The organism is Bacillus sp. es.036 (assembly GCF_002563635.1).
GTDB lineage: Bacteria > Bacillota > Bacilli > Bacillales > Guptibacillaceae > Guptibacillus.
In genome coordinates, this window is record NZ_PDIZ01000001.1 from 3,330,087 (window position 1) to 3,354,830 (window position 24,744).

The following is a 24,744-nucleotide window of genomic DNA, read 5'->3' on the forward strand; positions in this document are numbered from 1 at the left end:
ATCTTAACCCCCAATCCCGAGCGTACGCGCTAGTTGAAGTGTGTTGGACAATACTGCAGGATAAACACCAATCCAGATAATGAGACTGAGAAGAACGGCGGACGGAACTAGTTCCATCGCTGATAAATCTTTTTGTTTATCAAAAAGCGGTTTTCTTTCTCCAAATGTCACGGCCAGCACTGCCCGGAGCATATAAACCGCGGTTAAAATCAGACCGATTACACCGATACTGCCAATAACAGGCATCGTTTCGAATAAACCGAGAAACGCGAGAAATTCACTAATAAACCCACTCATTCCTGGCAACCCAAGTGAAGCAAGACCTGCAGCAAGAAAGAATCCTGCGAAAAGCGGCGTCTGACTTGCTACTCCCCCTAAATTCGCAAGCTCTGTTGTGTGAAAGCGGTCAATTATAACGCCAACAAGGAGGAACAGCAGCGCTGCGATCAAACCATGTGAAATTGTTTGAAAGATCGCTCCCTGTAGACCAGCCGTGTTAAAGGATGCCACTCCAATGAGCACAATGCCCATATGGGAAACCGATGAATAGGCAAGCAAGGCACGCAGCTCCGTTTGCACAAGAGCGATAAAAGCTCCATAGAGTAAATTAACAACGCCAAGAATCGCCAGAATAACGGCCGTTTCTTTTAGCTGATCAGGGAAAAAACCTGCCCCGAAACGAATAAGACCATAAGCACCAATCTTCAGTAAAACACCTGCATGAATCATAACCACTGCAATTGGAGCTTCGACATGCACACGAACCATCCACGTATGAAGTGGCACAATCGGAAGCTTTGTACCAAACGCGACTAGAAGAAGGACAAAGAGCCACATTCGCGTATTCCCTGAAAGAAATTCATAAGAATCAGCTTCTTGCAAAAGAAGGGTTAGTTCACTAATATTCATCGTTCGCATCTCAACGAATAGCACAATAATGACAATTAAAAGCAGAATTGAACCGATGCCGTTATAAACAAGGAAAGAAAAAGCAGCCTTTTCCCGCTCAAACCCTCCCCACTTTCCAACAAGGATAAACATGGCCACAAGTGTCACTTCAAAAAATAAGAAAAACAAAAATAAATTTTCACTAGAAAAGACGCCAAGAATCCCGAGTTCAAGTAGTAAAAAGAGAATATAGAACCCTTTTACATCCTCCTGGATCCGAACGGCAGCGAGTGAAGCGAGAAAGGTGATAAGCGCAGATAGCATTAAAAACAATAGCGACAGACCGGTTACCCCAAGGTCATATGTGACCGGATATGGCTCATTTGGACTAATTGCCGTCATCAGTTCAAACCACTGATAACTTTCGGCAAATTGAATACCTGAAAGTGTCCGATCATAAAAGCTATAAACAACAATCGTTACCATTAGCGGTAGCACTGTTCCAAGAATACCAACCATTTTAATCGATCCATGCTTTGATGGCATAAGGCTTAGCACGATTACGCCGAGCAACGGGGAGAGAATTAAGATCGTTAGCAAGCCCATTAGAAATACCCCCCTAATATGGCAATTAACAGCATGACAACGACAAGACCTGAGAAGGCTACCGTTCCATACGTTTGCACCTGACCGGATTGTACGCCTGATCCCGCTTTTCCGATTCGTTTTACAAGCACTGTGACCGCCTGTGCACCTCCTTCGATGATAAAACGATCAAAGTATATCCAGAAGTAGCCGAACACACGCGTTCCTTTTACGACGGTTTTATCATAAACCTCATTGAGAAAGTATCCTTTTGATAAAAGACGGTGTAAGGCACTTGAACTCTCTTCTGCATGTGGTCGCTTTTTCGCATACGTCATCCAGGCAAGACCAATGCCCGCTAGTGAGAAAAGAATCGCACTTATTGGAATCCACGTTGGCGCAGCGTGATGAACGACCGCCACTGGGTATGGACTCGTTTCTAACCAGTCTCCAAGAAACGAACCGAACCAGGCTGTCTGCATATAACCTGCAACGATGGAAAGCACCCCGAGTACGAGCATTGGAATCAACATCACCCTTGAAGACTCCTTCGCTTCACACGAACGGTCGCCAGAAAAGACGAGAAAGTACAGACGGAACATATAAAAAGCTGTGAGAAAAGCCGTCAATAGCGCAATCGAAAATAAAACGTATCGCCCGTCGGCAAAGGTTGAAACGAGAATTTCATCTTTACTAAAAAAACCTGCGAAAAGCGGAAATCCGGAAATCGATAAACAGCCGATCAAGAATAATGCTGCTGTCATCGGAAGCTGCTTTCTAAGCCCACCCATTTTAAAAATGTTCTGCTCATGAACGGCATGAATCACACTTCCTGCCGCAAGAAACAGAAGCGCTTTAAAAAAAGCGTGTGTCGTTAAGTGAAAAATACCTGCTGTGTAACCTGCTGCACCTAATGCAAGCATCATATAACCGAGCTGGCTAATCGTTGAATAAGCAAGAATCCGTTTAATGTCTCGCTGCACGAGAGCGATTGTTGCTGCAAAAATCGCCGTAAATCCTCCCGTGATGGCTACAGTCGTCATTGCCGTTTCAGAGCTTGAGAAGAGTGGATACATCACGGCAACAAGATAGACACCAGCTGCTACCATCGTAGCCGCATGGATCAATGCTGAGACTGGCGTCGGGCCTTCCATTGCATCCGGAAGCCACGTATGAAGCGGAAACTGTCCTGACTTTCCAACCGCTCCAACAAAAATTAGAATTGCGATAAGTGTGATCATCGATGGCGCGATGTCACCTGCTTGCACTGCTGTAAAAATAACATCGAGCTCAAAGCTACCAGTTTGCCAAAACAATAAGAAAATCGCAACGAGCAAACCGATATCGCCTATTCTCGTTACGATAAAAGCTTTTTTAGCAGCTGCTTTTGCTTCAGGTTTGTAGAAATAAAAACCAACAAGAAGGAAGGAGCAAACCCCAACAAGCTCCCAAAAAATGTAGAGCTGCAGAAGGTTTGGTGAAAGAACTAGCCCCGTCATTGCAAACGTAAAGAGACCGAGGTAGCCAAAAAATGTGGCAATGCGCTCGTCATTCGCCATATAAGCGATGGAATACATATGTACGAGAAAACTGACAAGCGTCACAATCACAAGCATTAACGCATTTAATGGATTAACTTCATATCCCACCGTAATCATTACGGTATCGATCGACAGCCAATTGGCTTCTACGAGCCGATTTCCTTGTATCAAATGGCTGAATAGGACAAGAAGCGCACAGCCAAAGGCAGCTCCAGCGAAAATCGTCCCAACAAAACCGGATTTTCGATAGAGGATCGGCCGGGTGAATAGAATGATAAGGAATGAGAGAAGCGGCAATATCGGGATAAGCCAGACAGCGTCCACGTTTCTACCCCCTTCGCTACTTTTTAAGTGTGTTCATTTCATCAACATTGACGGTAGCCCTGTTTCGATAAAGGGCAATCAGGATAGCAAGCCCGACAGCCGCTTCAGCTGCCGCAACCGTAATCGTAAAAAGAGAAAACACCTGACCACGAATCGATGCGCCAACACCGTATTTTGCAAAAGCAACAAGATTTAAATTAACGGCGTTCAGCATTAATTCAATAGAAATTAACACAATGACCGCATTTCGCTTCGTTAGCGCCCCGTATAGCCCTATACAAAACAGGAGCAAAGCGGTTAATAAATAGGCCGAAAGTGGAATCGAGCTCATGGCTTCTCACCTTCTTCATCATCCTTTTTCGCGAGGATAATGGCTCCAACAAGCGCAACGAGTAAAACGACGGATACGAGTTCAAATGGAATGACATAATCTGTGAACAACATTAGCCCCACTTGCTCGGTATTGTTTTCATGAAGTTTCTCCGCTTGCGGACCGAGTGAAATTGTCCGAATTCCTTTAAATACAATTAAAAAGAAAGCGGTGATCACTGTTAACACGATGCCTTTTTTTGCCCACCCTGTCTTCGGCTCTTCCTCTGAATGTTTTGTCAGCATAATTCCGAATAACATAATGATCGTAATCGCTCCGGAATAAATTAAAATTTGAACGACCGCTACAAATTCAGCGGAAAGCATTATATAGAGTCCTGCAATGCCGAGAAACGTTAGGACGAGCGCCATCATCATATGAATCACTTTTGAAAGATTAATCATCAGCAAGCCGCCGGTCATCGTAATAAGAAATAGGAAAATAAATATGAGCAGCTCCCCGGTCATACTTTGTTTTCCTTTCGAAGGTTCGTATCATTTTCATCGAGCCACTCTAAATTTTTAAATAGATCATCGCGGCTATACGTAGCGAGCTCAAAATTATTTGTCATGATAATCGCTTCAGTCGGACAGACCTCTGTGCATAAATCGCACAAAATGCAAATTTCAAAATTAATATCGTACGTATCGATAATTTTTCCTTTTTTAGTTGGATCGGGATGTTTGATACCTGTCAATGAAATGCAGTCTGTCGGACAAATCGCAACACACTGATTACATACAATACATTTTTCAGGATAAAATTTTTGAATGCCGCGAAAGCGATCTGGTAAAGCAAGGGGCTGATCCGGATACTGGTACGTCACTTTTTCCTTCGTCATGTTTTTGAGGGTGTAAGCTAATCCTTTCGCTAATCCACGCATGTTGGCTTCCTCCCTTGTTTAGAATGAGCGAATGATTTCGATCACAATGGTCGTTAGAAAAATGTTTAATAAAGCGAGCGGTAAAAGAATTTTCCATCCGAATGACATAAGTTGATCGGCTCGAAGACGAGGAAACGTGCCGCGAATCCAGATCATCACGAACACGATGAAAATAAATTTAAGCGCAAACCAGACTGCGCCTGGTATAAAGGTTAAAAACGGGATCGCCTGCCATCCTCCAAGAAAAAGAATGGTTGTTAACGATGCCATCGCAAATAAATAAACATATTCCGCAAGCATAAAGAATGCAAAGCGAAATCCTGAATATTCAACGTGATAACCTGCGACGAGCTCTGATTCTGCTTCAGGTAAGTCAAATGGGGTTCGATTCAATTCCGCAACGGAAGCAATCAAAAAGATTAGAAACGCAAGCGGCTGTTTAAACAAAAAGGCAACAGACTCCTGCTCGGCAATAATTGTATTGAGATTTAACGATCCTGTTAACAGCACAATTCCTACAACACTCATCACTAGCGGAATTTCATAGGAAATCATCTGCGCCGCTGATCGCATACTACCGAGCAACGCGTATTTATTGTTCGACGCCCATCCCCCTGCTAGAATGCCTATCGTTGAAATCCCAGATATGGCAATGTAATAAAGCAAGCCAACGCCAATATTGGCAAAGGAAACCTGCTCGGTTAGCGGAAGTGCTGCGATTACGATAAACGCCGGTGCAAAGGCAACAACAGGCGCAATGATAAAGAGCGGGCGATCCGCATCGCGTGGAATCGTATCTTCTTTTAATAAAAGCTTCAAAACGTCCGCTACCGTTTGTAATAATCCGAATCGCCCACCAACTCTGTTTGGACCATGACGGAGCTGCATAAACCCAAGCACTTTTCGCTCAGCCAAAATGGCGTACGTCACGAATCCGAGTACAACCATTAACATGGCGGCACCGACAAGGAAAAAACTGAGCGTCTGCCAGTATCCAGGTGGCGATGCAAGCATGTCGTTGATCATTAGCCGTCCACCTCCCCGAGCACAATATCAATGCCACCGAGAATAGCGATCAAGTTCGAGATATTCTCCCCTTCAAGTAGCTCAGGTAAGATTTGCAGATTATAAAAAGATGGTCGACGGAACTTCAGGCGGTAGGGCTCTTTTTTCCCTTTGGAGGCAATGTAGCAGCCAATTTCTCCGCGCGGCGATTCAATGCGCACATATGTCTCACCTGCAGGAGGCTTAATGATCCGCGGCACTTTTGCCATAATCGGCCCTTCGGAAATTTGTTCCACTGCCTGCTCGACAATTTTCAACGCCTCTTCTATTTCAGCCATACGACAGTTGTAGCGTGCCAAAGCGTCACCTTGTGGAAAGACAGGAATTTCAAACTGAAAGCGATCATAAAGCGAATAAGGTTCGTTTTTCCTGAGGTCCCACTGCACGCCTGTACAGCGTAGGTTCGCACCACTTAATGAGTACGCAATCGCCTTTTGTTTGGAATAAGCGCCTACCCCTTTCATTCTTGCCATAAAAATTTCATTCCCTGTTACGAGGTCATGGTAGCCGGCGAGCTGTTCTCTCATATACGGCACAAACTCTCGCACCTTCTCCAGCCAACCTTCAGGCGCATCCCATTTGACGCCACCAACGCGCATATAATTAAAGGTCAGTCGTCCTCCTGAGATCTCCGTTAACAAATTAATGATCACTTCTCGCTCTCTGAAGGCATAAAGAAACGGGCTCATCGCGCCAATGTCGAGCAAATAGGTGCCGAACCAAACAAGGTGACTCGCTATTCTTCCAAGCTCCATCACAATGACGCGAAGGTAATCCGCTCGCTCAGGAATGTCCATTGCCATCATCGTTTCAACCGCATGGCAGAGAATGTAGTTATTCGTCATGGCAGCAAGATAATCCATTCTGTCTGTATACGGGATAATCTGCGTGTATTGCAGGTTTTCTGCAATCTTTTCCGTGCCTCTATGCAGGTAACCGATAACAGGCTTTGCTTCTTTTATGACTTCTCCATCAATTGTAAGCACGATGCGGAAGACGCCATGCGTACTCGGATGCTGTGGACCTACATTTAAAAGCATCTCCTCTGTCCGAATCATCGCTACACCTCCACATCATATGGCTCATAATCTTTTCGAAGCGGATGGCCGACCCAGTCATCCGGCATCATGATTCGCGTCAAATTTGGATGCCCATTGAAAACAATGCCGAGAAGATCATATCCTTCTCGCTCAGGCCAATTTGCCCCAGCCCAAAGGGATGTCAACGAATCAACGACAGGTTTGTCTCGATCAATCCTCACTTTTAAGGCAACGCTCTGGCGATTTTGATACGAATACAGGTGATTGTAAATTTCCATATGAGTCTCAAAGTCGGTGCCGTGCGTTTCAGAAAGATAATCAAAAGCAAGAAGCTCATTGTATTTAAGAAACTGCGCCACCTTTAAGTACGTTTCTTTCCTCGCCACAAGCGTCGGCACGTCTTTCGCCAGACGATTAATATAAGCATCTTCAAGAAGGTCGTCGCCAAGGTTTTCTCGAATGATATGCAGGTATCGGTCAAGCACAGGCTGATTTGGTGAAGGGCTTTCTTCTTTTAGAGGCTCATCCGTTTCCGAAGCAGCCTTCTTTGCTTTAGCAGCAGCGGCTTTTGCCTTTGCAGCTGCGATCGCTTTTGCATTCTCATCCGTAGCCTCGGAATTACCTGCCTCTTTTTGCTTTCTTAGGGCTGCCGCTTTCGCCTTTGCATCAGCTACAGCTTTCTTTTTTGCGAGGGCAGCTTCGTCTTCTCCCTCTCCCTCTATTTGCTCCCCTTTTTCTTTCTGCTTTTTCAGCGCAGCGGCCTTCGCCTTCGCAGCAGCAACCGCCTTCTTTTTCGCAAGGGCGACATCGTCTTCCGATGCTTCCTGATCCGTTTCGTTTTGGTTCATTTCTTTTTGTTTTTTCAGCGCCGCAGCTTTCGCCTTCGCGGCTGCGACTGCTTTCTTTTTCGCAAGTTCAACGTCTTCTTTCTCCGCGACGCTATTCTGTTCACTTTGCTCCATTTCTTTTTGCTTTTTCAGCGCAGCTGCTTTTGCTTTAGCTGCTGCGACCGCTTTTTTCTTTTGAAGTTCAAGGTCATCAGCGGGATTTTCGGCTTCCGCCTTCTTTTTCCGTAACTCAGCCGCCTTCCGCTTTGCTTCTTCTACGGCTTTTCGTTTTTCTTCCGCCAACTCTTCAGGTGTTTGATCGCTCATCGATTCGTCACCCGCTTTCCAGTGCGCGCTTCATAGCGGATCTTTTCTTGTAGTTTATTTATGCCGTATATGAGGGCTGCTGGGTTTGGCGGACAGCCAGGGATATACACATCAACAGGGACGATTTGATCCACTCCCTTAACCACTGCGTAGGAGTTAATATAAGGGCCGCCAGCAGTCGCACAAGAGCCCATCGCAATGACCCATTTTGGTTCAGGCATTTGATCATAAAGACGCTTTAGTACAGGAGCCATTTTTTTCGTTACGGTTCCTGATACAATCATGACATCAGACTGTCTTGGAGACGTTCGAAAAAACGTTCCAAAGCGATCAAGGTCATAGTGGGAAGCCCCCGAACCCATCATTTCGATTGCACAGCAGGCGAGACCAAATGTTAACGGCCAGAGCGAATTGCTTCGTGCCCAAGCCTTTACATTTTCAAGCGTTGCGAGAAAAACATTATGCTTCATTTCCTCGTATTCTTCCGGCGTTATATTTTCTAAGTTCAAATCCATTTCAACACCTTCTTTTTCCATGCGTATAGTAAGCCAATTAATAGCATGACAATAAAGATCATCATTTCGATGAACGCAAAGAAACCAAGCTTTTGATAGGCAACCGCCCATGGATACAAGAAAACGGTTTCGACATCAAAGATGACAAAAAGCAGTCCGAATAAATAATAACGAACGTTATACTGAATCCAGCTTTGGTGAAACGGCTCTATGCCGCTTTCATAGGTTGTTTGTTTCTCAGATGTTGGTTTTGAGGGACGAAGGAATCTTCCTGCCGTTAGGGCAACAGCTGGAAGGAGAAGGCCAAGGAAAAGGAACATGATTACGAAGAGGTAACTATTTTGGTACACGTTAAGTGATTCACCCATGAAGGTCTCTCCTCTCATCGTGCTGTAAAGTTGCTAGTCTTGTATACTAATTCAACATCCCCACTCTTATTCTTGCTTTTATTTGTAAGTTTTTTTTAAATTTCGAACAGAGGTGGTCAAATGAGCGATAAACGAATTCGAACGCTGACAGAAAAGCTGTGGGCAAGAAATAAATATACGGTGATGGCCAAAGGCTATGAGCATTACAAAAACATAGGAGACTCATTAAAAAAAGCGCAATCTCCTGAAGAACTGCTTTACGTCTATGACTTACTAAAAGAAACCTTAACTCTTCCCTATACTAAAAAAGGTATGCGGACAACACTCCAACATATGTGGGGCTATTTCAAAAAAAGAGCAACAAGTGAGGAGAAAGATGAATTTATCGCCGCTATGAATAAGCAACTATCTGATTTAGATCCCTTAACCGATCACAACATTGAACTGTTTCGTATGCAGCTTTGGAAGCTACTCGAAACCTATCCGTCTGATTATTTGTTACAAAGCAGCTTTGTTCAACCACAGAGGAAATGGAATGAAGTGTATGATCAAAAACAGATGCGGATTGTTTCAAGAGAAGATTATCTAGAAAGCAGTGAAAAATAAAAGGATTTCCACGTTAGCATCCCGTAGTTAACCAACAAAAGAAGGTGGGATGAAAATGACAACCTATGTCGGATTATTAAGGGGCATTAACGTCGGCGGTAAAAATAAAATCAACATGTCCGAATTGCGCGATGCCCTTTCAAATGAAGGGTTTCAGCATGTGAAAACGTATATTCAAAGTGGGAACGTCTTGTTTCAATCAGAAGAATCTGAAGTCCTTTTAAGAAAAAAGATGGAAGAGATTATTCGTAAACAGTTTGAATTAAAGGTCCCCATCGTTTTAAGGACCGCTGTAGAGTGGAAGAACTTGATCGAAAACTGTCCTTTTCATGACCAACAAATTTCAAAAGCGCAGAAAACAGCGATTGGAGAAAGTCTTTATGTGGCAATGGTAGCAGAACCTCTCTTAGCGGATGACGTAAAGAAGCTTCTTACCTATTCATCTGAAACCGAAGAATGTGAGATTAGAGGTAGGGAAATTTATTTACTGTTTCATGAGAGCATTCGAAATTCAAAACTTGCGGCCTTCATCACTCGGTCTAATGAGTATGCGACCGTACGAAATTGGAAAACGATTAACAAAATGAATAGCTTACTACCGAATGTATAGTCTTAATTGCAAAAAAGCACCAGCGGGAAATTCCCGCTGGTGCTTTCCATTTATTTACCTGCCAAATCAAGGCGGTTGATTGCACGCTTAAGCGCTAGCTCAGCGCGTTTGAAATCAACATTGTCTTGCTTCGCTTGATCCAAGCGTTGTTCCGCTCTTTCCTTCGCTGCACGTGCGCGTTCCACGTCAATATCAGAAGGTAATTCAGCAGACTCAGCAAGGATCGTGACTTGCTTTGGCCTTACTTCAACAAACCCACCGCTAACGGCCAGTAAATGTGTATCCGCTCCATTTTTGAAACGCACCGCATTGATTGTAAGAGGGGCAACAAGCGGAATGTGTCCTGGTAAAATACCGAGCTCACCGCTCTTTGCTTTTACGCTGACCAATTCAGCTTCCCCTTCGTATACCGGGCCGTCAGGGGTGACTACACTGACTTTCAATGTATTCATTGTACCCCTCCCTGGGTGTGGTGATCGGAATTAGAGAAAGTAGAAGAAATTTAGCTAATCGCTGCTAAATCAAAAGTTCGTGCGGTAGACAAGTTAGGTCTCCGCACTACTTTTGCTTTACGCCATTTGTTTCGCTTTCTCTACTACTTCTTCAATTGTCCCAACAAGACGGAATGCGTCCTCTGGAATATCATCGTGTTTACCATCAAGGATTTCTTTGAATCCTTTGATTGTTTCTTTAACTGGTACGTATGAACCTTTTTGTCCAGTAAACTGTTCAGCTACGTGGAAGTTCTGAGAAAGGAAGAACTGAATGCGACGAGCGCGAGAAACAGTTAGCTTATCTTCATCAGAAAGCTCATCCATACCAAGAATTGCGATGATGTCTTGAAGCTCTTTGTAGCGCTGAAGTGTTTGTTGCACTTCACGCGCAGTGTTGTAGTGCTCATCTCCAACGATTTCAGGAGAAAGCGCACGAGAAGTTGAAGCAAGTGGATCCACCGCTGGGTAGATACCTTGTTCAGATAATTTACGTTCAAGGTTCGTTGTTGCATCAAGGTGAGCAAACGTCGTTGCCGGAGCCGGGTCAGTATAGTCATCGGCTGGTACGTAGATTGCCTGGATTGAAGTAACAGAACCTTTGTTAGTTGACGTAATACGCTCTTGAAGTTGACCCATCTCAGTAGCAAGTGTAGGCTGGTAACCTACTGCTGATGGCATACGACCAAGCAATGCCGATACCTCTGAACCAGCTTGTGTAAAGCGGTAGATGTTATCGATAAAGAGAAGAACGTCTTGTCCTTGCTCATCACGGAAGTATTCTGCCATTGTAAGACCTGAAAGGGCAACACGCATACGTGCACCTGGTGGTTCGTTCATCTGACCGAATACCATTGCTGTTTTCTTAATAACGCCAGAATCAGTCATCTCGTAGTAAAGGTCATTACCTTCACGCGTACGTTCACCAACACCAGCGAATACAGAAATACCGCCGTGCTCTTGTGCGATGTTGTTGATCAGTTCCTGGATCAGTACCGTTTTACCTACACCGGCACCACCGAAGAGACCGATCTTACCACCTTTAACGTATGGTGCAAGAAGATCTACTACTTTAATTCCTGTTTCAAGAATATCAGTAGTTGTTGAAAGTTCATCGAATACCGGTGCAAGACGGTGAATCGGATCACGGCGAACTTCGCCGATCTCTTCATTAAGGTCGATTTTCTCACCTAGTACGTTAAATACACGTCCTAGTGTGATATCTCCAACTGGAACGGAGATTGGTGCACCTGTATCGAGTGTTTCAACTCCACGTACAAGTCCGTCTGTTGAACCCATTGCTACGGTACGAACAGAGTTATCGCCAAGGTGAAGCGCGACTTCAAGCGTCAATTCGATGCTCTCTTCAGCACCAGTTTGAGCGATATAGTTAACTTTAAGGGCGTTGTAGATTTCTGGGAGCTTGCCGCTCTCAAACTTAACGTCTACAACCGGACCCATAACCTGGGTAATGTATCCCTTGTTCATCCTGTTCCCTCCTAACTTGCTTTAAGCTGCCAAAACAATAAGCATTCCTGTTTGGCATTTAAGACTATCTAATTCATTTCATTTCTACTCGAGTGCTGCCGCTCCACTTACAATCTCAGTAAGTTCCTGAGTGATTGAAGCCTGACGAGCACGGTTGTAAGAAAGTGTAAGGTCGCCGATAAGATCGTCCGCATTGTCTGTCGCACTTCTCATCGCTGTCATACGAGATGCGTGCTCTGCTGCTTTCGCATCGAGAAGAGCTCCGTAGATCAAGCTTTCAGCATATTGAGGAAGGAGGATCTCAAGAATTTCTTCTTCTGATGGCTCATACTCGTAGCTTGCCAGTGATTTGCCTCCACCTGTCTCAATATCCGTTAACGGAAGAAGTTTTCTCTCCGTTAAATCTTGCTGAATGGCACTTACATAGTGGTTGTAATAAAGATAAAGCTCATCGAAAGCTCCGTCTTCAAACATACCTACTGTTCGAGACGCAATGTCTTTAATGTCTGCAAAAGCAGGCTGATCAGAAAGACCAACGATACTTTCGACAACAGGCATTCCGCGCTTTTTAAAGAAGGAAAGTCCTACTTTACCAGCTACGATAATCGCGTACTCATCAGTTGAGTTATGACGCTCATTAATTGTTCTATACACATGACGTAGTACCGAGCTATTGTATGCCCCAGCAAGTCCACGGTCGGATGTGATCACCACATAGCCCGTTTTCTTCACTTCACGGCTTTCTAACATCGGATGACTTCCGCCGCTCGATCCATTTGCAATGCTTCCAACAACTTCTTGAATTTTCTCCATATATGGAACGAATGACTTGGCATTCATTTCAGCACGGTTCAATTTCGCAGCCGAAACCATCTGCATTGCTTTTGTAATCTGCTTTGTTTTCTTCGTCGATGTAATTCTCGACTTAATATCGCGTAAAGATGCCATTCATTTCACCACCTTTTAAGCTGGCCGCGGCGTTTCCGCCGCATCCCTCTTATTCAGATACTGCGAAGCTCTTTTTGAATTCTTCGATTGCACCGTTGAATTCTTTTTCATCAGGAAGAGCTTTTGTTTCACGAATTGTATTGAAAATGTCTTTCTTATTGTGTTCGATCCATGTCATCATTTCAGATTCAAAACGCTGGATATCGGTAACAGGGATATCGTCAAGGAATCCACGAGTTAGAGCGTAAAGAATCGCAACCTGCTTCTCAACAGCAAGTGGCTTGTTTAGCCCCTGCTTAAGAACTTCAACCGTACGAGCACCGCGGTTCAGCTTCGCTTGTGTTGCTTTATCAAGATCAGATCCGAACTGAGCAAATGCTTCTAGCTCACGGTATGATGCAAGGTCAAGACGTAGTGTACCGGCAACCTTCTTCATCGCTTTAATCTGAGCGGAACCACCTACACGGGATACGGAAAGACCGGCGTTAACCGCTGGACGTACACCCGAGAAGAAGAGATCAGATTGTAGGAAGATCTGTCCATCAGTGATGGAGATAACGTTAGTTGGGATATAAGCTGATACGTCGCCAGCTTGAGTTTCGATAAACGGAAGGGCAGTTAGTGAACCTGCTCCTTTTGCATCACTAAGCTTCGCTGCACGCTCAAGAAGGCGTGAGTGAAGATAGAATACATCCCCTGGATATGCTTCACGACCTGGAGGACGACGAAGTAGTAGGGAAAGTTCACGGTATGCAGAAGCCTGCTTTGTTAAATCATCGTATACAACAAGAACGTGCTTGCCGTTATACATGAATTCTTCACCCATTGTTACACCAGCATATGGTGCAAGGAAAAGAAGTGGAGAAGGCTGAGATGCGCCTGCCGTTACAACGATTGTGTAATCAAGGGCACCCTGCTTACGAAGCGTTTCAACAACGCCACGTACCGTAGATTCTTTCTGACCAATTGCAACGTAGATACAGATCATATCTTCGTCTTTTTGGTTTAGGATTGTATCGATTGCAATCGAAGTCTTACCAGTCTGACGGTCACCGATGATTAGCTCACGCTGTCCGCGTCCGATTGGAATAAGAGAGTCAATTGCTTTGATTCCTGTTTGAAGTGGCTCATGTACTGATTTACGATCCATAACCCCTGGTGCCGGACTTTCGATCGGACGAGTTTTTGTTGTACCTAGTGGGCCCTGTCCATCAACAGGTTGTCCAAGAGGGTTTACAACACGGCCAAGAAGTTCTTCACCGACTGGAACTTCCATGATGCGTCCAGTACGACGTACTTCATCGCCTTCACGAATTTCAGTGTATGGTCCAAGGATAATGATACCAACGTTGCTCTCCTCTAGGTTCTGAGCCATACCCATAACACCGTTTGAAAATTCAACAAGCTCTCCTGCCATCACGTTATCGAGACCGTGGGCACGAGCAATACCATCACCAATCTGGATAACGGTACCAACATCATCAACTTTAATATCAGTTTGATAATTTGCGATTTGCTGCTTGATCAGCGCACTGATTTCTTCAGCATTGATGCTCATGCATATTCACCCCTATCTTCTAGCTCTTCGCTGAAACTAATTCTCGTTCCATGCGTTTAAGTTTTCCGCTAATGCTACCGTCAAAAATGCGATTACCAATACGTACTTTAATACCACCGATTAAAGTAGGATCGATCACATTCTCGATCAGAAGCGTTGTTTTGCCTACTTGTTTCGCAAATACTGCAGAGACCTTCATCTGCTCCTCTTCCGTTAGAGGCTTCACAGAATAAACTTTCGCTACTGCTGTTTGCTTTTGTTCATAAGCGAGTGTTTCATATTGATCAACAAGTTCGAAAACGATTGCTGTACGCTTACGTTCGATCAGTGTAAAAAGCATATTCATCACGTGAGTGGATAGAGACGACCCAAAACTAGTCTGGATCATGTTCTTCTTCTCAGCTGTTGTGAATTTTGGATGTTTCAACACATTCATTAAATCTGGCGTTTGATGAAAGACATCTTTAACAACAGTTAGCTCATTCTTGATTTGCTCGACGTTATCGTTCTCACGAGCGATGTCAAAAAGAGCACCGGCATAACGTTTTGCGATTACTGCATGTTCTCTACTCATTTCTGATCGCCTGCCTGGTCAAGATACTCATCGATCAGCTGCTTTTGTGCGCGCTCATCAAGTTCCTTCTCAACAACTTTTGAAGCAATCATGACAGATAAAGAAGCTACCTGTTCACGTAGAGAGGCAACTGCACTTTCACGTTCACGTTTGATTTCAGCAGTAGCCGCTTCTTTCAAACGCTCGGATTCAAGACGAGCCGCTTCAATCATTTCCTGACCTTGTTGGTCAGCCATTTGTTTTTGATTCTCAAGCATAGCTTTCGCTTCCTGACGAACACGCTTCATTTCATCGCGCTGCTCATTCAAAAATGCTTCAGCTTCTTTACGGTTCTTCTCAGCTGAGTCGATTTCGTTCGCAATGTGCTGCTCACGTTCTTTCATGATGCCCATGAGCGGGCCCCATGCAAACTTCTTAAGTAGTGCAAGAAGAACAATAAATGCGACAAGTTGGAAAAGAATATCGCCTGCAGCAAATCCTGCTCCTAGAATTAAACTATTGAACACCGTGTTCACTCCCTTCAGAGGTCATACAAAACGAATGGCGAAGGTTTCATTTCGAAACTTTCTCCGCCATCATGAAACAAATCCGTATCTTTATCTAATTGAATTATTGACCCATTACGATAAATGCAATAACGACCGCAATAATTGGAAGTGCCTCAACTAGTGCAATACCGATAAACATTGTTGTTTGAAGCGTACCACGAAGTTCTGGCTGACGAGCAATTCCCTCAACTGTACTCTTTACGATAAGACCGTTACCAATCCCGGCACCTACTGCCGCTAAACCTACTGCAATTGCAGCTGCTAATAAACCCATGCTAAATTTCCTCCTTATAATTCATAAATATTTTTATATAATAATAACTCATTGATACCTTGTTTTAATGGTCGTCTGCCACTTTATGCGCCATGTAAACCATTGTTAGCATTGTAAAGATAAACGCCTGAATTGTACCGACAAAGATACTAAATCCTTGCCATAACAGCATAGGAAGAAAGGCTCCAAGCGCTCCAGCAATTCCTGCGCCACCGAGTCCTGCGAGAAGTCCAAGCAGAATTTCACCAGCGTAGATATTACCATAAAGACGAAGGCCAAGAGTTAAGGTGTTCGAGAATTCTTCAATAATTTTAAAAGGAAATAGGAATTTCAGTGGACTTACAAATCCTCTTCCGTACTCCTTCGCACCTTTCATCTTAATACCGTAATAATGTGTTAACAACACGACCATCGTTGCTAAGGTTAGCGTGATCGTTGGATCTGCAGTTGGAGACTTCCACCAAAGTTCAGAATCGACGGCAATGGCGAACGGTAGCCCCAGCATGTTTGATACAAAGATATACATGAGTAGCGTCATCCCAAGAAACAGGAAGCGTCCACCAGTTTTCCAATCCATTGTGCTTCCAATAAGTCCTTTAACAAAGTCCATTACCCACTCAATGAAGTTCTGCAATCCCGTAGGTCGCATCGCTAAGGAGCGAGTTGTCACTACTGCAAGAATGAATACAATGGCAGAAGCAATCGTGATCATCAAGACATTGGATAGATTGAAAGTCATTCCTAAAAATTCAGTTGTAGGTGCATGATGTTCCAACAGCTTTTCACCTCTCTTCCTACTTAAAGCGTATTTTGGATATTGAATCTATGAGAATGATAAGGTAGGTTGTCATTAACCCACTTACCACACCTAGCAAATTGAAATACTCTGGGTATCTTAATGCAATCAGTACGGCGAGTCCAGCAACAGCTTGTCTTGTTAGTAAACCAAGTGACCTTGCCTTTGTCCCTTTTACTGTAGCTTCACCAAGGCGATCGACCTTACGATACATGTTGAATAGGTTGTAAATACTTAAGATGGTGCCAAGAATTAACCCGAGGAATAATGCTTTATATGAGGTAATCCCCCAACCCATTACGAAAATGGCGAGCAAATACAGGGTGAATTGCATGTAGCGGCGAAAACTTTGAGTGTATTCTGTCATTTAATCTTCCCCTGTAAACTTATGTAGAAGACGAACCAATCCATAAACTCCTCCGCCCAAACCGAGCAAAAGACCAATTATGAGAAAAAGTGGAAAAGTGTCGAATAGGCGATCCATCCATCTCCCCAAAAATACCCCCGTAAGGATCGATCCAACAAGATAAGAAAGGATTGTCGTATAGAGAGCCATCGCCTTCAATAAAAGCGCTCCTTTGCTATAAAGGTAAGTCATTGAAAAGGATGTTTCGAGTAAATGAAAACCTTATCACTATACCCTTTGTAAGTCTACAATAGGGTGTACATGATGTCAATGTGTTTGGAGGAAATGGTGTGATCAAATTCACAAATGAAAAAACGCTTAAAAAAGCCTGTAATACCAAGGATAGTAACGCTTACAGGAGCAGAGTTGTGGTAATCAAAGAAAACAGGGAATGATTCCCTGTTATTTAAGGTCGAATTTGTCACTTTTTTTTCACATTTGTTGATATATCGACAAAAAAATCTCTTCCCGAGAAGGAAGAGATTTTTCCAAATTACTTCGTTCCGTACAAACGATCTCCGGCATCGCCAAGACCTGGAACAATGTAGCCTTTTTCATTTAGTTTCTCATCAAGACCTGCGATGTAAATATCGACATCAGGGTGCGCATCGTTAAGAAGCTCTACGCCTTCAGGTGCTGCGATCAGACACATCATTTTAATGTTTTTCGCTCCGCGTTTTTTAAGGGAGTTGATCGCTTCAACAGCCGAACCACCTGTTGCAAGCATTGGATCAATCACGATGAATTCACGTTCTTCAATATCAGCAGGAAGCTTCACATAGTATTCTACAGGTTGAAGCGTTTCAGGATCACGATAAAGACCAACGTGTCCTACTTTTGCAGCAGGAATTAACTTAAGGATTCCGTCTGTCATGCCAAGACCGGCTCTTAGAATCGGAACTAGTCCAAGCTTTTTACCTGAAAGAACCTTTGATTTCGCTTCGGTTACAGGCGTTTTGACCATCACTTCTTCAGTCGGAAGCTCTCTTGTAATTTCATAAGCCATTAACGCTGCCACTTCGTCCACAAGTTCACGGAACTCCTTCGTTCCTGTTTTCTCATCACGAATGTATGTAAGCTTATGCTGAATCAACGGATGATCGAACACGTATACTTTACCCATCGTATGCACTCCCCTTTTCGTTTTGGTTTCGTTCCTAAATCTTCTTCGCAATTTTACAGAAAAACGCGAGTTGATTCAAGGCTTTCAAAAATGATGAAATATTCACGCTCTTCCCACTGAGATTCATCTACAATTTAACAACCCATTATTGACTAAAAACGCCGGGAAAAGATGATCTCCCGGCGTCAGTGTCTATTTAATACACTCTTTTCGTAGATATTGTTGCTTTTAGATAAGTGGTTAATTTCCGCTCCAGGATGCTCGCTTTCCGCGGGGCGGGCGGTGAGCCTCCTCGTCGCTTTCGCTCCTGTGGGGTCTCACCTGTCCCGCTAGTCCCGCAGGAGTCGAGCATCCTTCCGCTACAATTAGCGAAGTGTGGTTTTTTATTCAATAATTGATTCAAAAGCAACCATCTATTAGAAAAGAGCTATTTAATAAGAAATATTTTCATACATTGGGAATTTAGCAGTAAGGTCTTGAACACGCTTCTCTGCTTTTTGAAGAGCATCCGCGTCTTCATGTTGCTTCAACACATCACCAATTATACTTGCGATTTCTTCCATTTCTGCTTCACCAAATCCTCGAGACGTTACAGCTGCCGTACCGATACGAAGGCCGCTCGTTACGAATGGGCTTTGTGGATCAAATGGGATCGTATTTTTATTCGTTGTAATGCCAATATCATCAAGGGCTTTTTCAGCCACTTTCCCTGTCAACTCAAGGCTTTGTAAATCTAGAAGGACAAGGTGATTGTCCGTGCCGTTTGAGACGAGGTTAATGCCCTCTTTTTCAAGTGCTGAAGCGAGTTTCTTCGCATTTGCAACAACCTTTTCAGAGTAACCTTTAAAATCGTCAGAAAGAGCTTCACCGAATGCAACCGCTTTTGCTGCGATCACGTGCATGAGTGGTCCCCCTTGAATACCAGGGAAAATCGACTTATCAATTTTCTTCGCAAATTCTTCTTTACAAAGAATCATGCCGCCACGCGGGCCACGAAGGGTTTTATGTGTTGTTGTCGTTACGAAATGGGCGTGTGGCACAGGGTTTGGATGATGACCAGTTGCAACTAGACCTGCAATATGCGCCATATCCACCATCAAGTAAGCATCCACTTCATCTGCAATTTCACGGAATCGTTTAAAATCAATTTCACGCGGATAAGCACTCGCACCCGCAACGATTAGCTTTGGACGATGCGCTTTTGCTTTCTCAAGAACGTCTTCGTAATCAATGCGATGTGAGTCTTTGTCAACGCCATACTCCACGAAGTTATATTGCACGCCACTGAAGTTAACAGGGCTACCGTGAGTCAAATGCCCACCATGAGAAAGGTTCATGCCAAGAACAGTATCACCCTGCTCAAGAATCGTGAAATAAACAGCCATGTTAGCTTGTGCACCTGAGTGAGGTTGCACGTTCACATGCTCTGCACCAAACAGCTGCTTCGCACGGTCTCTTGCAATATTTTCAGCGACATCGACATATTCACAGCCACCGTAATAACGTCGACCTGGATAGCCTTCCGCATACTTATTTGTTAAAACAGACCCTTGCGCCTCCATAACGGCTTCTGATACAAAGTTCTCTGATGCGATAAGTTCAATCTTGCTGCGCTGTCTACCAAGCTCGTCTTTCATTGCCTGTAAAAGTTCTTGATCCTGCTTTGCTAGGTTTTGCATTGATATCCCCTTTCCATCCCACACAAATTACCATTCGTGAACACGAACAGTTCGTATTTAATCTCGATTGCATTGTACCACAGAAGTTCGAATCCGTATATTAGATAAATGAACTAAATTATTGTTCGGTTTTAAGACTAAAAGCAGTGCTCATTTTTTCCTGGATACGACGCACGCTCTCCACCAATTAACTTTGGTCTTGAACGAACCATCGTCACGTGAGCCTCACCGATCGACGTGTGTCGCCCTCTCACAGGTACTGCTACATGCCGGATGTGCATACCAATAAACGTATCCCCTATGTCAATCCCGGCATCTGCTGAAATGAACTCCACAAGGACCGGATCTGCCATGTTTGCATACGCATGCGTGGCCATGGAACCACCTGCTCGTGTTGTCGGAATTGCTGCGACAATATCATACCCTTTCGCATAAGCTGTTTCACGTTCAACGACTAGTGCTCGATTTAAATGCTCGCAGCACTGAAAGGCAAGCTGAACACCTGTTTCTTTTTGAAAGACTTGAACACTTTCATAAATCGCTTCTGCAGCTGAAATGGTGCCCGCCGTTCCGATTCGCTGACCGACTACTTCACTTGAGCTCATCCCAACGACAAGTAAATGACGCTCTGAAAGACGCGCATCTTTCTGAAGGTCCCCGAGCGCTTCTAGCGTATGACGGGTGATTTGACGCGCTGTTTGTTCATTCACAGAAAACGCCTCCTTATCCCTTTGCTTCGTATTCCGTAATCTTACCGACTCGTTTTGCATGGCGACCTGCTTCATACTCTGTCTCAAGCCACACCTTCGCAATTTCAGTCGCAAGTCCTGGTCCAATAATACGCTCGCCCATTGCTAAGACGTTTGAATCATTATGCTGTCTTGTGGCTTTCGCACTGAAAAGATCATGCACGAGCGCACAGCGAATGCCATTTACTTTATTCGCTGCAATCGACATTCCGATCCCCGTACCGCAAATTAAAATACCGCGATCCGCTTCACCACCAGCTACTTTCTCGGCTACAGGGATCGCATAGTCAGGATAATCAACTGAATCATGGCAGTCACAGCCAAGATCGATCGGCTCCATCCCTAATTCTTGAATTACGTGAATAATGTCTTCTTTAATTTTCACACCAGCATGATCAGCACCTACGGCAACTTTCATGGTTATCCCTCCAATTCTTCTCGATCGAGCCGCTCAATCATTCGCTCAATCGCTTCCTCAATTTCTGCATATGTTGTTCGATATTGCTCAATGGTTCCACCAAACGGATCCGATATATCCATCGAAGGTAACGCTTGTTCAAGCGTTTGCAACTCACTTAACTCTTTTCTCATTTCTGCTTCGAATTGTTGACGCTTTTCAGCTTGTTTTTCTGTATCCAATTTTGTGATGTCATGAAGAAAAGCCGCTCGCTTCATTTCGATTTCAGCTGCTTTTTCCTGGTACTCATCGTACTTTTTTTCATTTTCTGTTGCGGCATATTCTTTTAAGGTATACACCTTATGAGAAATTTCAGGGAAATCCCGAAGCACGAGCGCTTTATGACTACTCGTCATCGTTAGGAGAAGATCGCCCCATTCTGCTAGATTCCGATCCAACATTTTCGCTGTATGCGTAAATGGTACGTTTTTCTCTTCTAAAAGTATTTCTACCTGACGGCTCGCCGGTGCGCCATTCGCTGCAAAAACGCCAGCCGATTTCGCTTCAATTTTGTTGTTTTTATTTTTTAAGATCACTTCCGCCATTGGGCTGCGGCATGTGTTACCTGTACACACAAATACAACTCTCACCTTGTCCACTTCCCTTCCCTTCTTATTATGAGAGAAGAAAGGGGATAAATCCACCCCTCGCGCGTAGCGAAAAAAACTTGAAGTTCTGAAACCTTTTTGTCATCTGTCCGTAATACTTGTAAGAAGCAAATCAAGGGGGGAAAGTCGCATGTCACAAAGAAAAGTCGTTATTTTAGCAGGAAGCATTGTTCTATTTCTTATTCTTGGCATAATCCTCGTTACAAGCTGGTATACGGTGGATGAATCCGAGCAGGCTGTCATTATGACGTTCGGAAAAGTTGATGAAGAAATTAGCGATGCTGGTCTTCATTTTAAACTTCCATGGCCGATCCAGCAGGTCGATATTCTACCAAGAGAAACATTCAGCTTAACGTTCGGATACGATGAGGAAGATGGAAAGATTGTGGACTATCCAGAGGAAACCAAAATGGTTACTGGAGATGAGAACATCGTGCTCGCTGACCTCGTCGTTCAGTGGCGTATCACTAATCCAAAACAATACTTATATTACTCAGACGAACCGAAAGAAATTCTCTACAATGCGACTTCTTCTTCATTAAGAGGCGTTATCGGTAGTTCCGAAATCGATGAAGCGTTAACGTCAGGAAAAGCGGAAATTGAAGGAAACGTTCGAGACATTCTTACTAAATTGATAGATCGCTACGAAATTGGCATTTCCATACTTGATGTAAAGCTTCAAGACGTGGAACTCCCAAATGATGAAGTACGAAAAGCGTTCACGAACGTTGTCGATGCGCGCGAACAAAAAGAAACGACCATCTATGGAGCGAAGAAATACAAAAACCAGGAACTGAGCGTTGTGGAAGGTCAAAAAGATGCGCGTATTTCCAAAGCAGAAGGTGAAAAAGCACAGCGAATCGAGCAGGCGCGTGGTGATGTCGCGACATTTAACGCTCTCTACAATGAATACAAGAACAATCCAGATATCACAAGACAGCGACTTGTCTTAGAAACGCTTGAAGAAGTGCTACCTGATACAAAGATTTATATTACCGATGAAGGCGGAGACACGGTGAAGTATTTACCGATCCAACCGGCGCAAGAGAAAACGACTGAAACACCGAAGCCAAAGGAGAGTGAAAAGAATGAGTGAGAACGTTTTTAATATGGATGAACATCGCCGTAAGATGAGTCCCGGCAAAATCGTAAAGAGCATTCTACTTATTGTTCTCCTCCTCCTTATCATTGGCAGCATTTTCAGCACTCTCTTCGTTGTAAAGGAAGGCGAGTACAAAGTGATTCGTCAATTCGGAGACGTTGTTAAGATTGAAACGGAGCCTGGACTAAAGATGAAGGTGCCCTTTATCCAATCTGTGACGACACTTCCAAAGTATCAAATGCTTTATGATGTGAATCCAGAAGAAATCACAACGAAAGATAAAAAGCGGATGACTGTTGATAACTATGCAGTTTGGTCAGTTAGTGACCCACAGGATATGATTACTAACGCACGGACGATTGAAAATGCGGAAGCAAAAATGGGGGAATTCATTTTCTCCGTTATTCGCTCAGAGCTTGGTCAGCTTGAGTACGACCAGATCATTAACGAAGAAAAGTCGAATCGAGGAAGTTTTAATGACAATGTGCGAGAGCGCGTGAATGAATTACTTGAACGCGATTCATACGGCATCCAAGTGACAGATGTGCGCATGAAGCGGACCGACCTTCCTGATGCGAATGAACAGTCTGTATACCAACGTATGATTTCAGAGCGTGAATCGAAAGCACAAGAGTACCTATCTCAAGGGGATGCCGACTCCGATCGAATCAAAGCAGAAACAGATAAAGAGGTTGATACGATTCTTGCCAAGGCCGATGCGGATGCGGAAGAAATTCGCGCAGAAGGTGAATCCGAAGCGGCTAAAATCTACAATAAAGCATTTAGCAAAGACCCCGAATTCTATGAACTTTACCGCACGCTTGAGTCGTATAAAACAACGCTAAACGACGAAACCGTGATTATGTTACCAGCAAATTCACCGTATGCGAGGCTTTTACAGGGCATTACGGAGTAAATTTTTTCAGGGAGGCCGCTTGTATGACCGAGCGCCCTCCCTGAAAGTGCTTTATTGGCCAAATCCCCACCAGCCCACACATCATCACACCATTACACGATCAACAACTTCAACCCAAAACAAAATAAGATGCAGCCTCCAAGCAGTTCGCTATAAGAACCGATCCAGCGCTGGAACTTTCGACCCATCATTAAACCAGACCAGGTTAAAAACATGCTGATCAGGCCGAACAATAGAATCGTGACAAATACTCTTGCTCCATAAATACCAAGACTTAGACCAACGGAAAAACTATCAAGACTAACGCTCAACGAAAAAACAAGCAGGCCGAATCCGATAGGGGTTACAAACGGTTTATCTCGCGATGATAGTGAAGAAAGTCCCATTTGAATACCGAGTAACAGCAAAAGGCCGCCGCCGACCATCGTCGCGACCGTGCCAAAATGTTCGGATAAAACGCGGCCAATCATCATTCCGGCAAGAGGCATTCCCATATGAAAAAGTCCAATCACCACACCGATTTTGGCAATTTGGCGGAGACGGAGCGGAATCATACCCATGCCAAGTCCAACTGAAAAAGCATCCATACCGAGAGCAAATGCCATTATGCTTAATGTGGCGAGCTCTCCAATTAATGCAGTGGAAATCATTCCATCTCCCCCCGGGACGTGCTATTCAACTTTTATGCACGTCCTCTTGAAAATAGAAGGGAAAGAATGAATAATAGATTAAGTAAGGCTCGTTAAGGGTAGTGTTTTAGTAATGATTGAGCCAAATTGGAGGAACGAATACGATGAGTGTGCATAAAGGGATTTCGAATCAGCTTAGTCAAAAAAACAGGGAAATCAATTTGTTTATTCAGTTAGATAAAGAGCGAGAAGCCGCAATTGCGCATGCCACCGAATTATGTGCAGCTAACGAACCATTTACAACGGATCGCATTAACGAACTTTCTCTACAAATTAATGAACTTGCAAAACAAGGAAGCATTCCTACCCGTACGTATGTAACACCGCAAATGGTAGAAGAGTTCGTCAACAAAAAACGCAGCTAGTCTATAGTAAAAACCCGCTCAAGG

The 24,744-nt window shown here is 44.0% G+C and carries 31 protein-coding genes; 5 read left to right on the plus strand and 26 right to left on the minus strand.

Annotated elements, in window-relative coordinates; translation table 11 throughout:
- Nucleotides 1-3: 3 nt before the first annotated feature.
- The 10 genes from ATG70_RS16650 to ATG70_RS16695 are packed head-to-tail and all read right to left on the minus strand — an operon-like array spanning nt 4 to nt 8,733.
- On the minus strand, nt 4-1,494 hold the full coding sequence (locus ATG70_RS16650; RefSeq protein WP_098445372.1) for a complex I subunit 4 family protein: 1,491 nt from the start codon (nt 1,492-1,494) through the stop codon (nt 4-6).
- The gene (nuoL, locus tag ATG70_RS16655; protein WP_098445373.1) at nt 1,494-3,338 is read right to left on the minus strand and encodes an NADH-quinone oxidoreductase subunit L; all 1,845 of its coding nucleotides are present in this window, start codon (nt 3,336-3,338) and stop codon (nt 1,494-1,496) included. Before nuoL ends, ATG70_RS16650 begins: the two co-directional genes overlap by 1 nt.
- A gap of 16 nt (nt 3,339-3,354) precedes the next feature.
- Nucleotides 3,355-3,669: an NADH-quinone oxidoreductase subunit NuoK gene (nuoK, locus tag ATG70_RS16660; RefSeq protein WP_098445374.1), complete on the minus strand. Its 315-nt coding sequence runs from the start codon at nt 3,667-3,669 to the stop codon at nt 3,355-3,357.
- The gene (locus ATG70_RS16665; protein ID WP_098445375.1) at nt 3,666-4,175 is read right to left on the minus strand and encodes an NADH-quinone oxidoreductase subunit J; all 510 of its coding nucleotides are present in this window, start codon (nt 4,173-4,175) and stop codon (nt 3,666-3,668) included. Before ATG70_RS16665 ends, nuoK begins: the two co-directional genes overlap by 4 nt.
- Complete coding sequence (gene nuoI, locus ATG70_RS16670; protein WP_098445376.1) at nt 4,172-4,591, minus strand: NADH-quinone oxidoreductase subunit NuoI; 420 nt, start codon at nt 4,589-4,591, stop codon at nt 4,172-4,174. Before nuoI ends, ATG70_RS16665 begins: the two co-directional genes overlap by 4 nt.
- 18 nt (nt 4,592-4,609) lie before the next feature.
- Nucleotides 4,610-5,617, minus strand: coding sequence for an NADH-quinone oxidoreductase subunit NuoH (gene nuoH, locus ATG70_RS16675; RefSeq protein ID WP_098445377.1), 1,008 nt, complete (start codon nt 5,615-5,617; stop codon nt 4,610-4,612).
- A complete protein-coding gene (locus ATG70_RS16680; RefSeq protein WP_098445378.1) occupies nt 5,617-6,714 on the minus strand; it encodes an NADH-quinone oxidoreductase subunit D in 1,098 nt (365 codons plus the stop codon). Before ATG70_RS16680 ends, nuoH begins: the two co-directional genes overlap by 1 nt.
- A gap of 2 nt (nt 6,715-6,716) precedes the next feature.
- On the minus strand, nt 6,717-7,850 hold the full coding sequence (locus ATG70_RS16685) for an NADH-quinone oxidoreductase subunit C (protein ID WP_098445379.1): 1,134 nt from the start codon (nt 7,848-7,850) through the stop codon (nt 6,717-6,719).
- Complete coding sequence (locus ATG70_RS16690) at nt 7,847-8,365, minus strand: NuoB/complex I 20 kDa subunit family protein (protein WP_142329594.1); 519 nt, start codon at nt 8,363-8,365, stop codon at nt 7,847-7,849. The genes ATG70_RS16685 and ATG70_RS16690 overlap by 4 nt, the downstream gene beginning before the upstream one ends.
- Entirely contained in the window at nt 8,356-8,733 is a 378-nt protein-coding gene (locus tag ATG70_RS16695; protein ID WP_098445381.1) for an NADH-quinone oxidoreductase subunit A, read from the minus strand. The genes ATG70_RS16690 and ATG70_RS16695 overlap by 10 nt, the downstream gene beginning before the upstream one ends.
- Nucleotides 8,734-8,853: 120 nt before the next feature.
- Between ATG70_RS16695 and ATG70_RS16700 the strand changes: the two genes are divergently transcribed.
- Together ATG70_RS16700 and ATG70_RS16705 are read left to right on the plus strand one after the other, a co-directional pair.
- Nucleotides 8,854-9,339, plus strand: a complete 486-nt coding sequence (locus tag ATG70_RS16700) for a YbgA family protein (protein WP_098445382.1) — start codon at nt 8,854-8,856, stop codon at nt 9,337-9,339.
- A gap of 55 nt (nt 9,340-9,394) precedes the next feature.
- On the plus strand, nt 9,395-9,949 hold the full coding sequence (locus tag ATG70_RS16705; protein ID WP_098445383.1) for a DUF1697 domain-containing protein: 555 nt from the start codon (nt 9,395-9,397) through the stop codon (nt 9,947-9,949).
- A 50-nt stretch (nt 9,950-9,999) separates the two neighbouring features.
- Here the strand turns inward: ATG70_RS16705 and ATG70_RS16710 are convergent, their stop codons facing one another.
- From ATG70_RS16710 to ATG70_RS16785, 15 genes are all read right to left on the minus strand, one after another.
- A complete protein-coding gene (locus ATG70_RS16710; RefSeq protein ID WP_098445384.1) occupies nt 10,000-10,401 on the minus strand; it encodes a F0F1 ATP synthase subunit epsilon in 402 nt (133 codons plus the stop codon).
- A gap of 117 nt (nt 10,402-10,518) precedes the next feature.
- On the minus strand, nt 10,519-11,928 hold the full coding sequence (gene atpD / locus ATG70_RS16715) for a F0F1 ATP synthase subunit beta (RefSeq protein WP_098445385.1): 1,410 nt from the start codon (nt 11,926-11,928) through the stop codon (nt 10,519-10,521).
- A gap of 84 nt (nt 11,929-12,012) precedes the next feature.
- A complete protein-coding gene (locus ATG70_RS16720; protein ID WP_048311367.1) occupies nt 12,013-12,876 on the minus strand; it encodes a F0F1 ATP synthase subunit gamma in 864 nt (287 codons plus the stop codon).
- A gap of 49 nt (nt 12,877-12,925) precedes the next feature.
- A complete protein-coding gene (gene atpA, locus ATG70_RS16725; RefSeq protein WP_098445386.1) occupies nt 12,926-14,434 on the minus strand; it encodes a F0F1 ATP synthase subunit alpha in 1,509 nt (502 codons plus the stop codon).
- A 19-nt stretch (nt 14,435-14,453) separates the two neighbouring features.
- Nucleotides 14,454-15,008, minus strand: a complete 555-nt coding sequence (locus ATG70_RS16730; RefSeq protein WP_098445387.1) for a F0F1 ATP synthase subunit delta — start codon at nt 15,006-15,008, stop codon at nt 14,454-14,456.
- The gene (gene atpF, locus ATG70_RS16735) at nt 15,005-15,514 is read right to left on the minus strand and encodes a F0F1 ATP synthase subunit B (protein ID WP_098445388.1); all 510 of its coding nucleotides are present in this window, start codon (nt 15,512-15,514) and stop codon (nt 15,005-15,007) included. The genes ATG70_RS16730 and atpF overlap by 4 nt, the downstream gene beginning before the upstream one ends.
- Nucleotides 15,515-15,617: 103 nt before the next feature.
- Nucleotides 15,618-15,830: a F0F1 ATP synthase subunit C gene (gene atpE, locus ATG70_RS16740; protein ID WP_048311363.1), complete on the minus strand. Its 213-nt coding sequence runs from the start codon at nt 15,828-15,830 to the stop codon at nt 15,618-15,620.
- Between the two features lie 64 nt (nt 15,831-15,894).
- A complete protein-coding gene (gene atpB / locus ATG70_RS16745) occupies nt 15,895-16,605 on the minus strand; it encodes a F0F1 ATP synthase subunit A (protein ID WP_098445389.1) in 711 nt (236 codons plus the stop codon).
- A 19-nt stretch (nt 16,606-16,624) separates the two neighbouring features.
- Nucleotides 16,625-16,993: an ATP synthase subunit I gene (locus tag ATG70_RS16750; RefSeq protein ID WP_098445390.1), complete on the minus strand. Its 369-nt coding sequence runs from the start codon at nt 16,991-16,993 to the stop codon at nt 16,625-16,627.
- A complete protein-coding gene (locus ATG70_RS16755; RefSeq protein ID WP_098445391.1) occupies nt 16,994-17,224 on the minus strand; it encodes an AtpZ/AtpI family protein in 231 nt (76 codons plus the stop codon). It lies immediately after the preceding gene.
- Between the two features lie 301 nt (nt 17,225-17,525).
- On the minus strand, nt 17,526-18,155 hold the full coding sequence (upp, locus tag ATG70_RS16760) for a uracil phosphoribosyltransferase (RefSeq protein WP_098445392.1): 630 nt from the start codon (nt 18,153-18,155) through the stop codon (nt 17,526-17,528).
- 431 nt (nt 18,156-18,586) lie between these two features.
- A complete protein-coding gene (glyA, locus tag ATG70_RS16770) occupies nt 18,587-19,834 on the minus strand; it encodes a serine hydroxymethyltransferase (RefSeq protein ID WP_098445394.1) in 1,248 nt (415 codons plus the stop codon).
- Nucleotides 19,835-19,971: 137 nt separating this feature from the next.
- Nucleotides 19,972-20,544, minus strand: a complete 573-nt coding sequence (locus tag ATG70_RS16775) for a TIGR01440 family protein (protein WP_224881512.1) — start codon at nt 20,542-20,544, stop codon at nt 19,972-19,974.
- A gap of 13 nt (nt 20,545-20,557) precedes the next feature.
- Nucleotides 20,558-21,001 carry a ribose 5-phosphate isomerase B gene (gene rpiB, locus ATG70_RS16780; protein ID WP_098445396.1) on the minus strand — a complete coding sequence of 148 codons (444 nt, stop codon included), beginning with the start codon at nt 20,999-21,001 and terminating at the stop codon, nt 20,558-20,560.
- Nucleotides 21,002-21,003: 2 nt separating this feature from the next.
- Nucleotides 21,004-21,639: a low molecular weight protein arginine phosphatase gene (locus ATG70_RS16785; RefSeq protein WP_098445397.1), complete on the minus strand. Its 636-nt coding sequence runs from the start codon at nt 21,637-21,639 to the stop codon at nt 21,004-21,006.
- Between the two features lie 139 nt (nt 21,640-21,778).
- Here ATG70_RS16785 and hflK point away from each other — a divergent pair, with 139 nt between their 5' ends.
- Nucleotides 21,779-22,744 (plus strand): FtsH protease activity modulator HflK, encoded by a 966-nt coding sequence (gene hflK / locus ATG70_RS16790; RefSeq protein WP_098445398.1) that lies wholly within the window; start codon nt 21,779-21,781, stop codon nt 22,742-22,744.
- On the plus strand, nt 22,737-23,666 hold the full coding sequence (gene hflC, locus ATG70_RS16795) for a protease modulator HflC (RefSeq protein ID WP_098445399.1): 930 nt from the start codon (nt 22,737-22,739) through the stop codon (nt 23,664-23,666). The genes hflK and hflC overlap by 8 nt, the downstream gene beginning before the upstream one ends.
- A gap of 92 nt (nt 23,667-23,758) precedes the next feature.
- Here the strand turns inward: hflC and ATG70_RS16800 are convergent, their stop codons facing one another.
- Nucleotides 23,759-24,316 carry a manganese efflux pump MntP gene (locus ATG70_RS16800; RefSeq protein WP_098445400.1) on the minus strand — a complete coding sequence of 186 codons (558 nt, stop codon included), beginning with the start codon at nt 24,314-24,316 and terminating at the stop codon, nt 23,759-23,761.
- A 143-nt stretch (nt 24,317-24,459) separates the two neighbouring features.
- On the opposite strand from ATG70_RS16800, the gene ATG70_RS16805 reads away from it, so the two are divergent.
- Entirely contained in the window at nt 24,460-24,720 is a 261-nt protein-coding gene (locus ATG70_RS16805; RefSeq protein ID WP_098445401.1) for a DUF2533 family protein, read from the plus strand.
- Nucleotides 24,721-24,744: the final 24 nt, after the last annotated feature.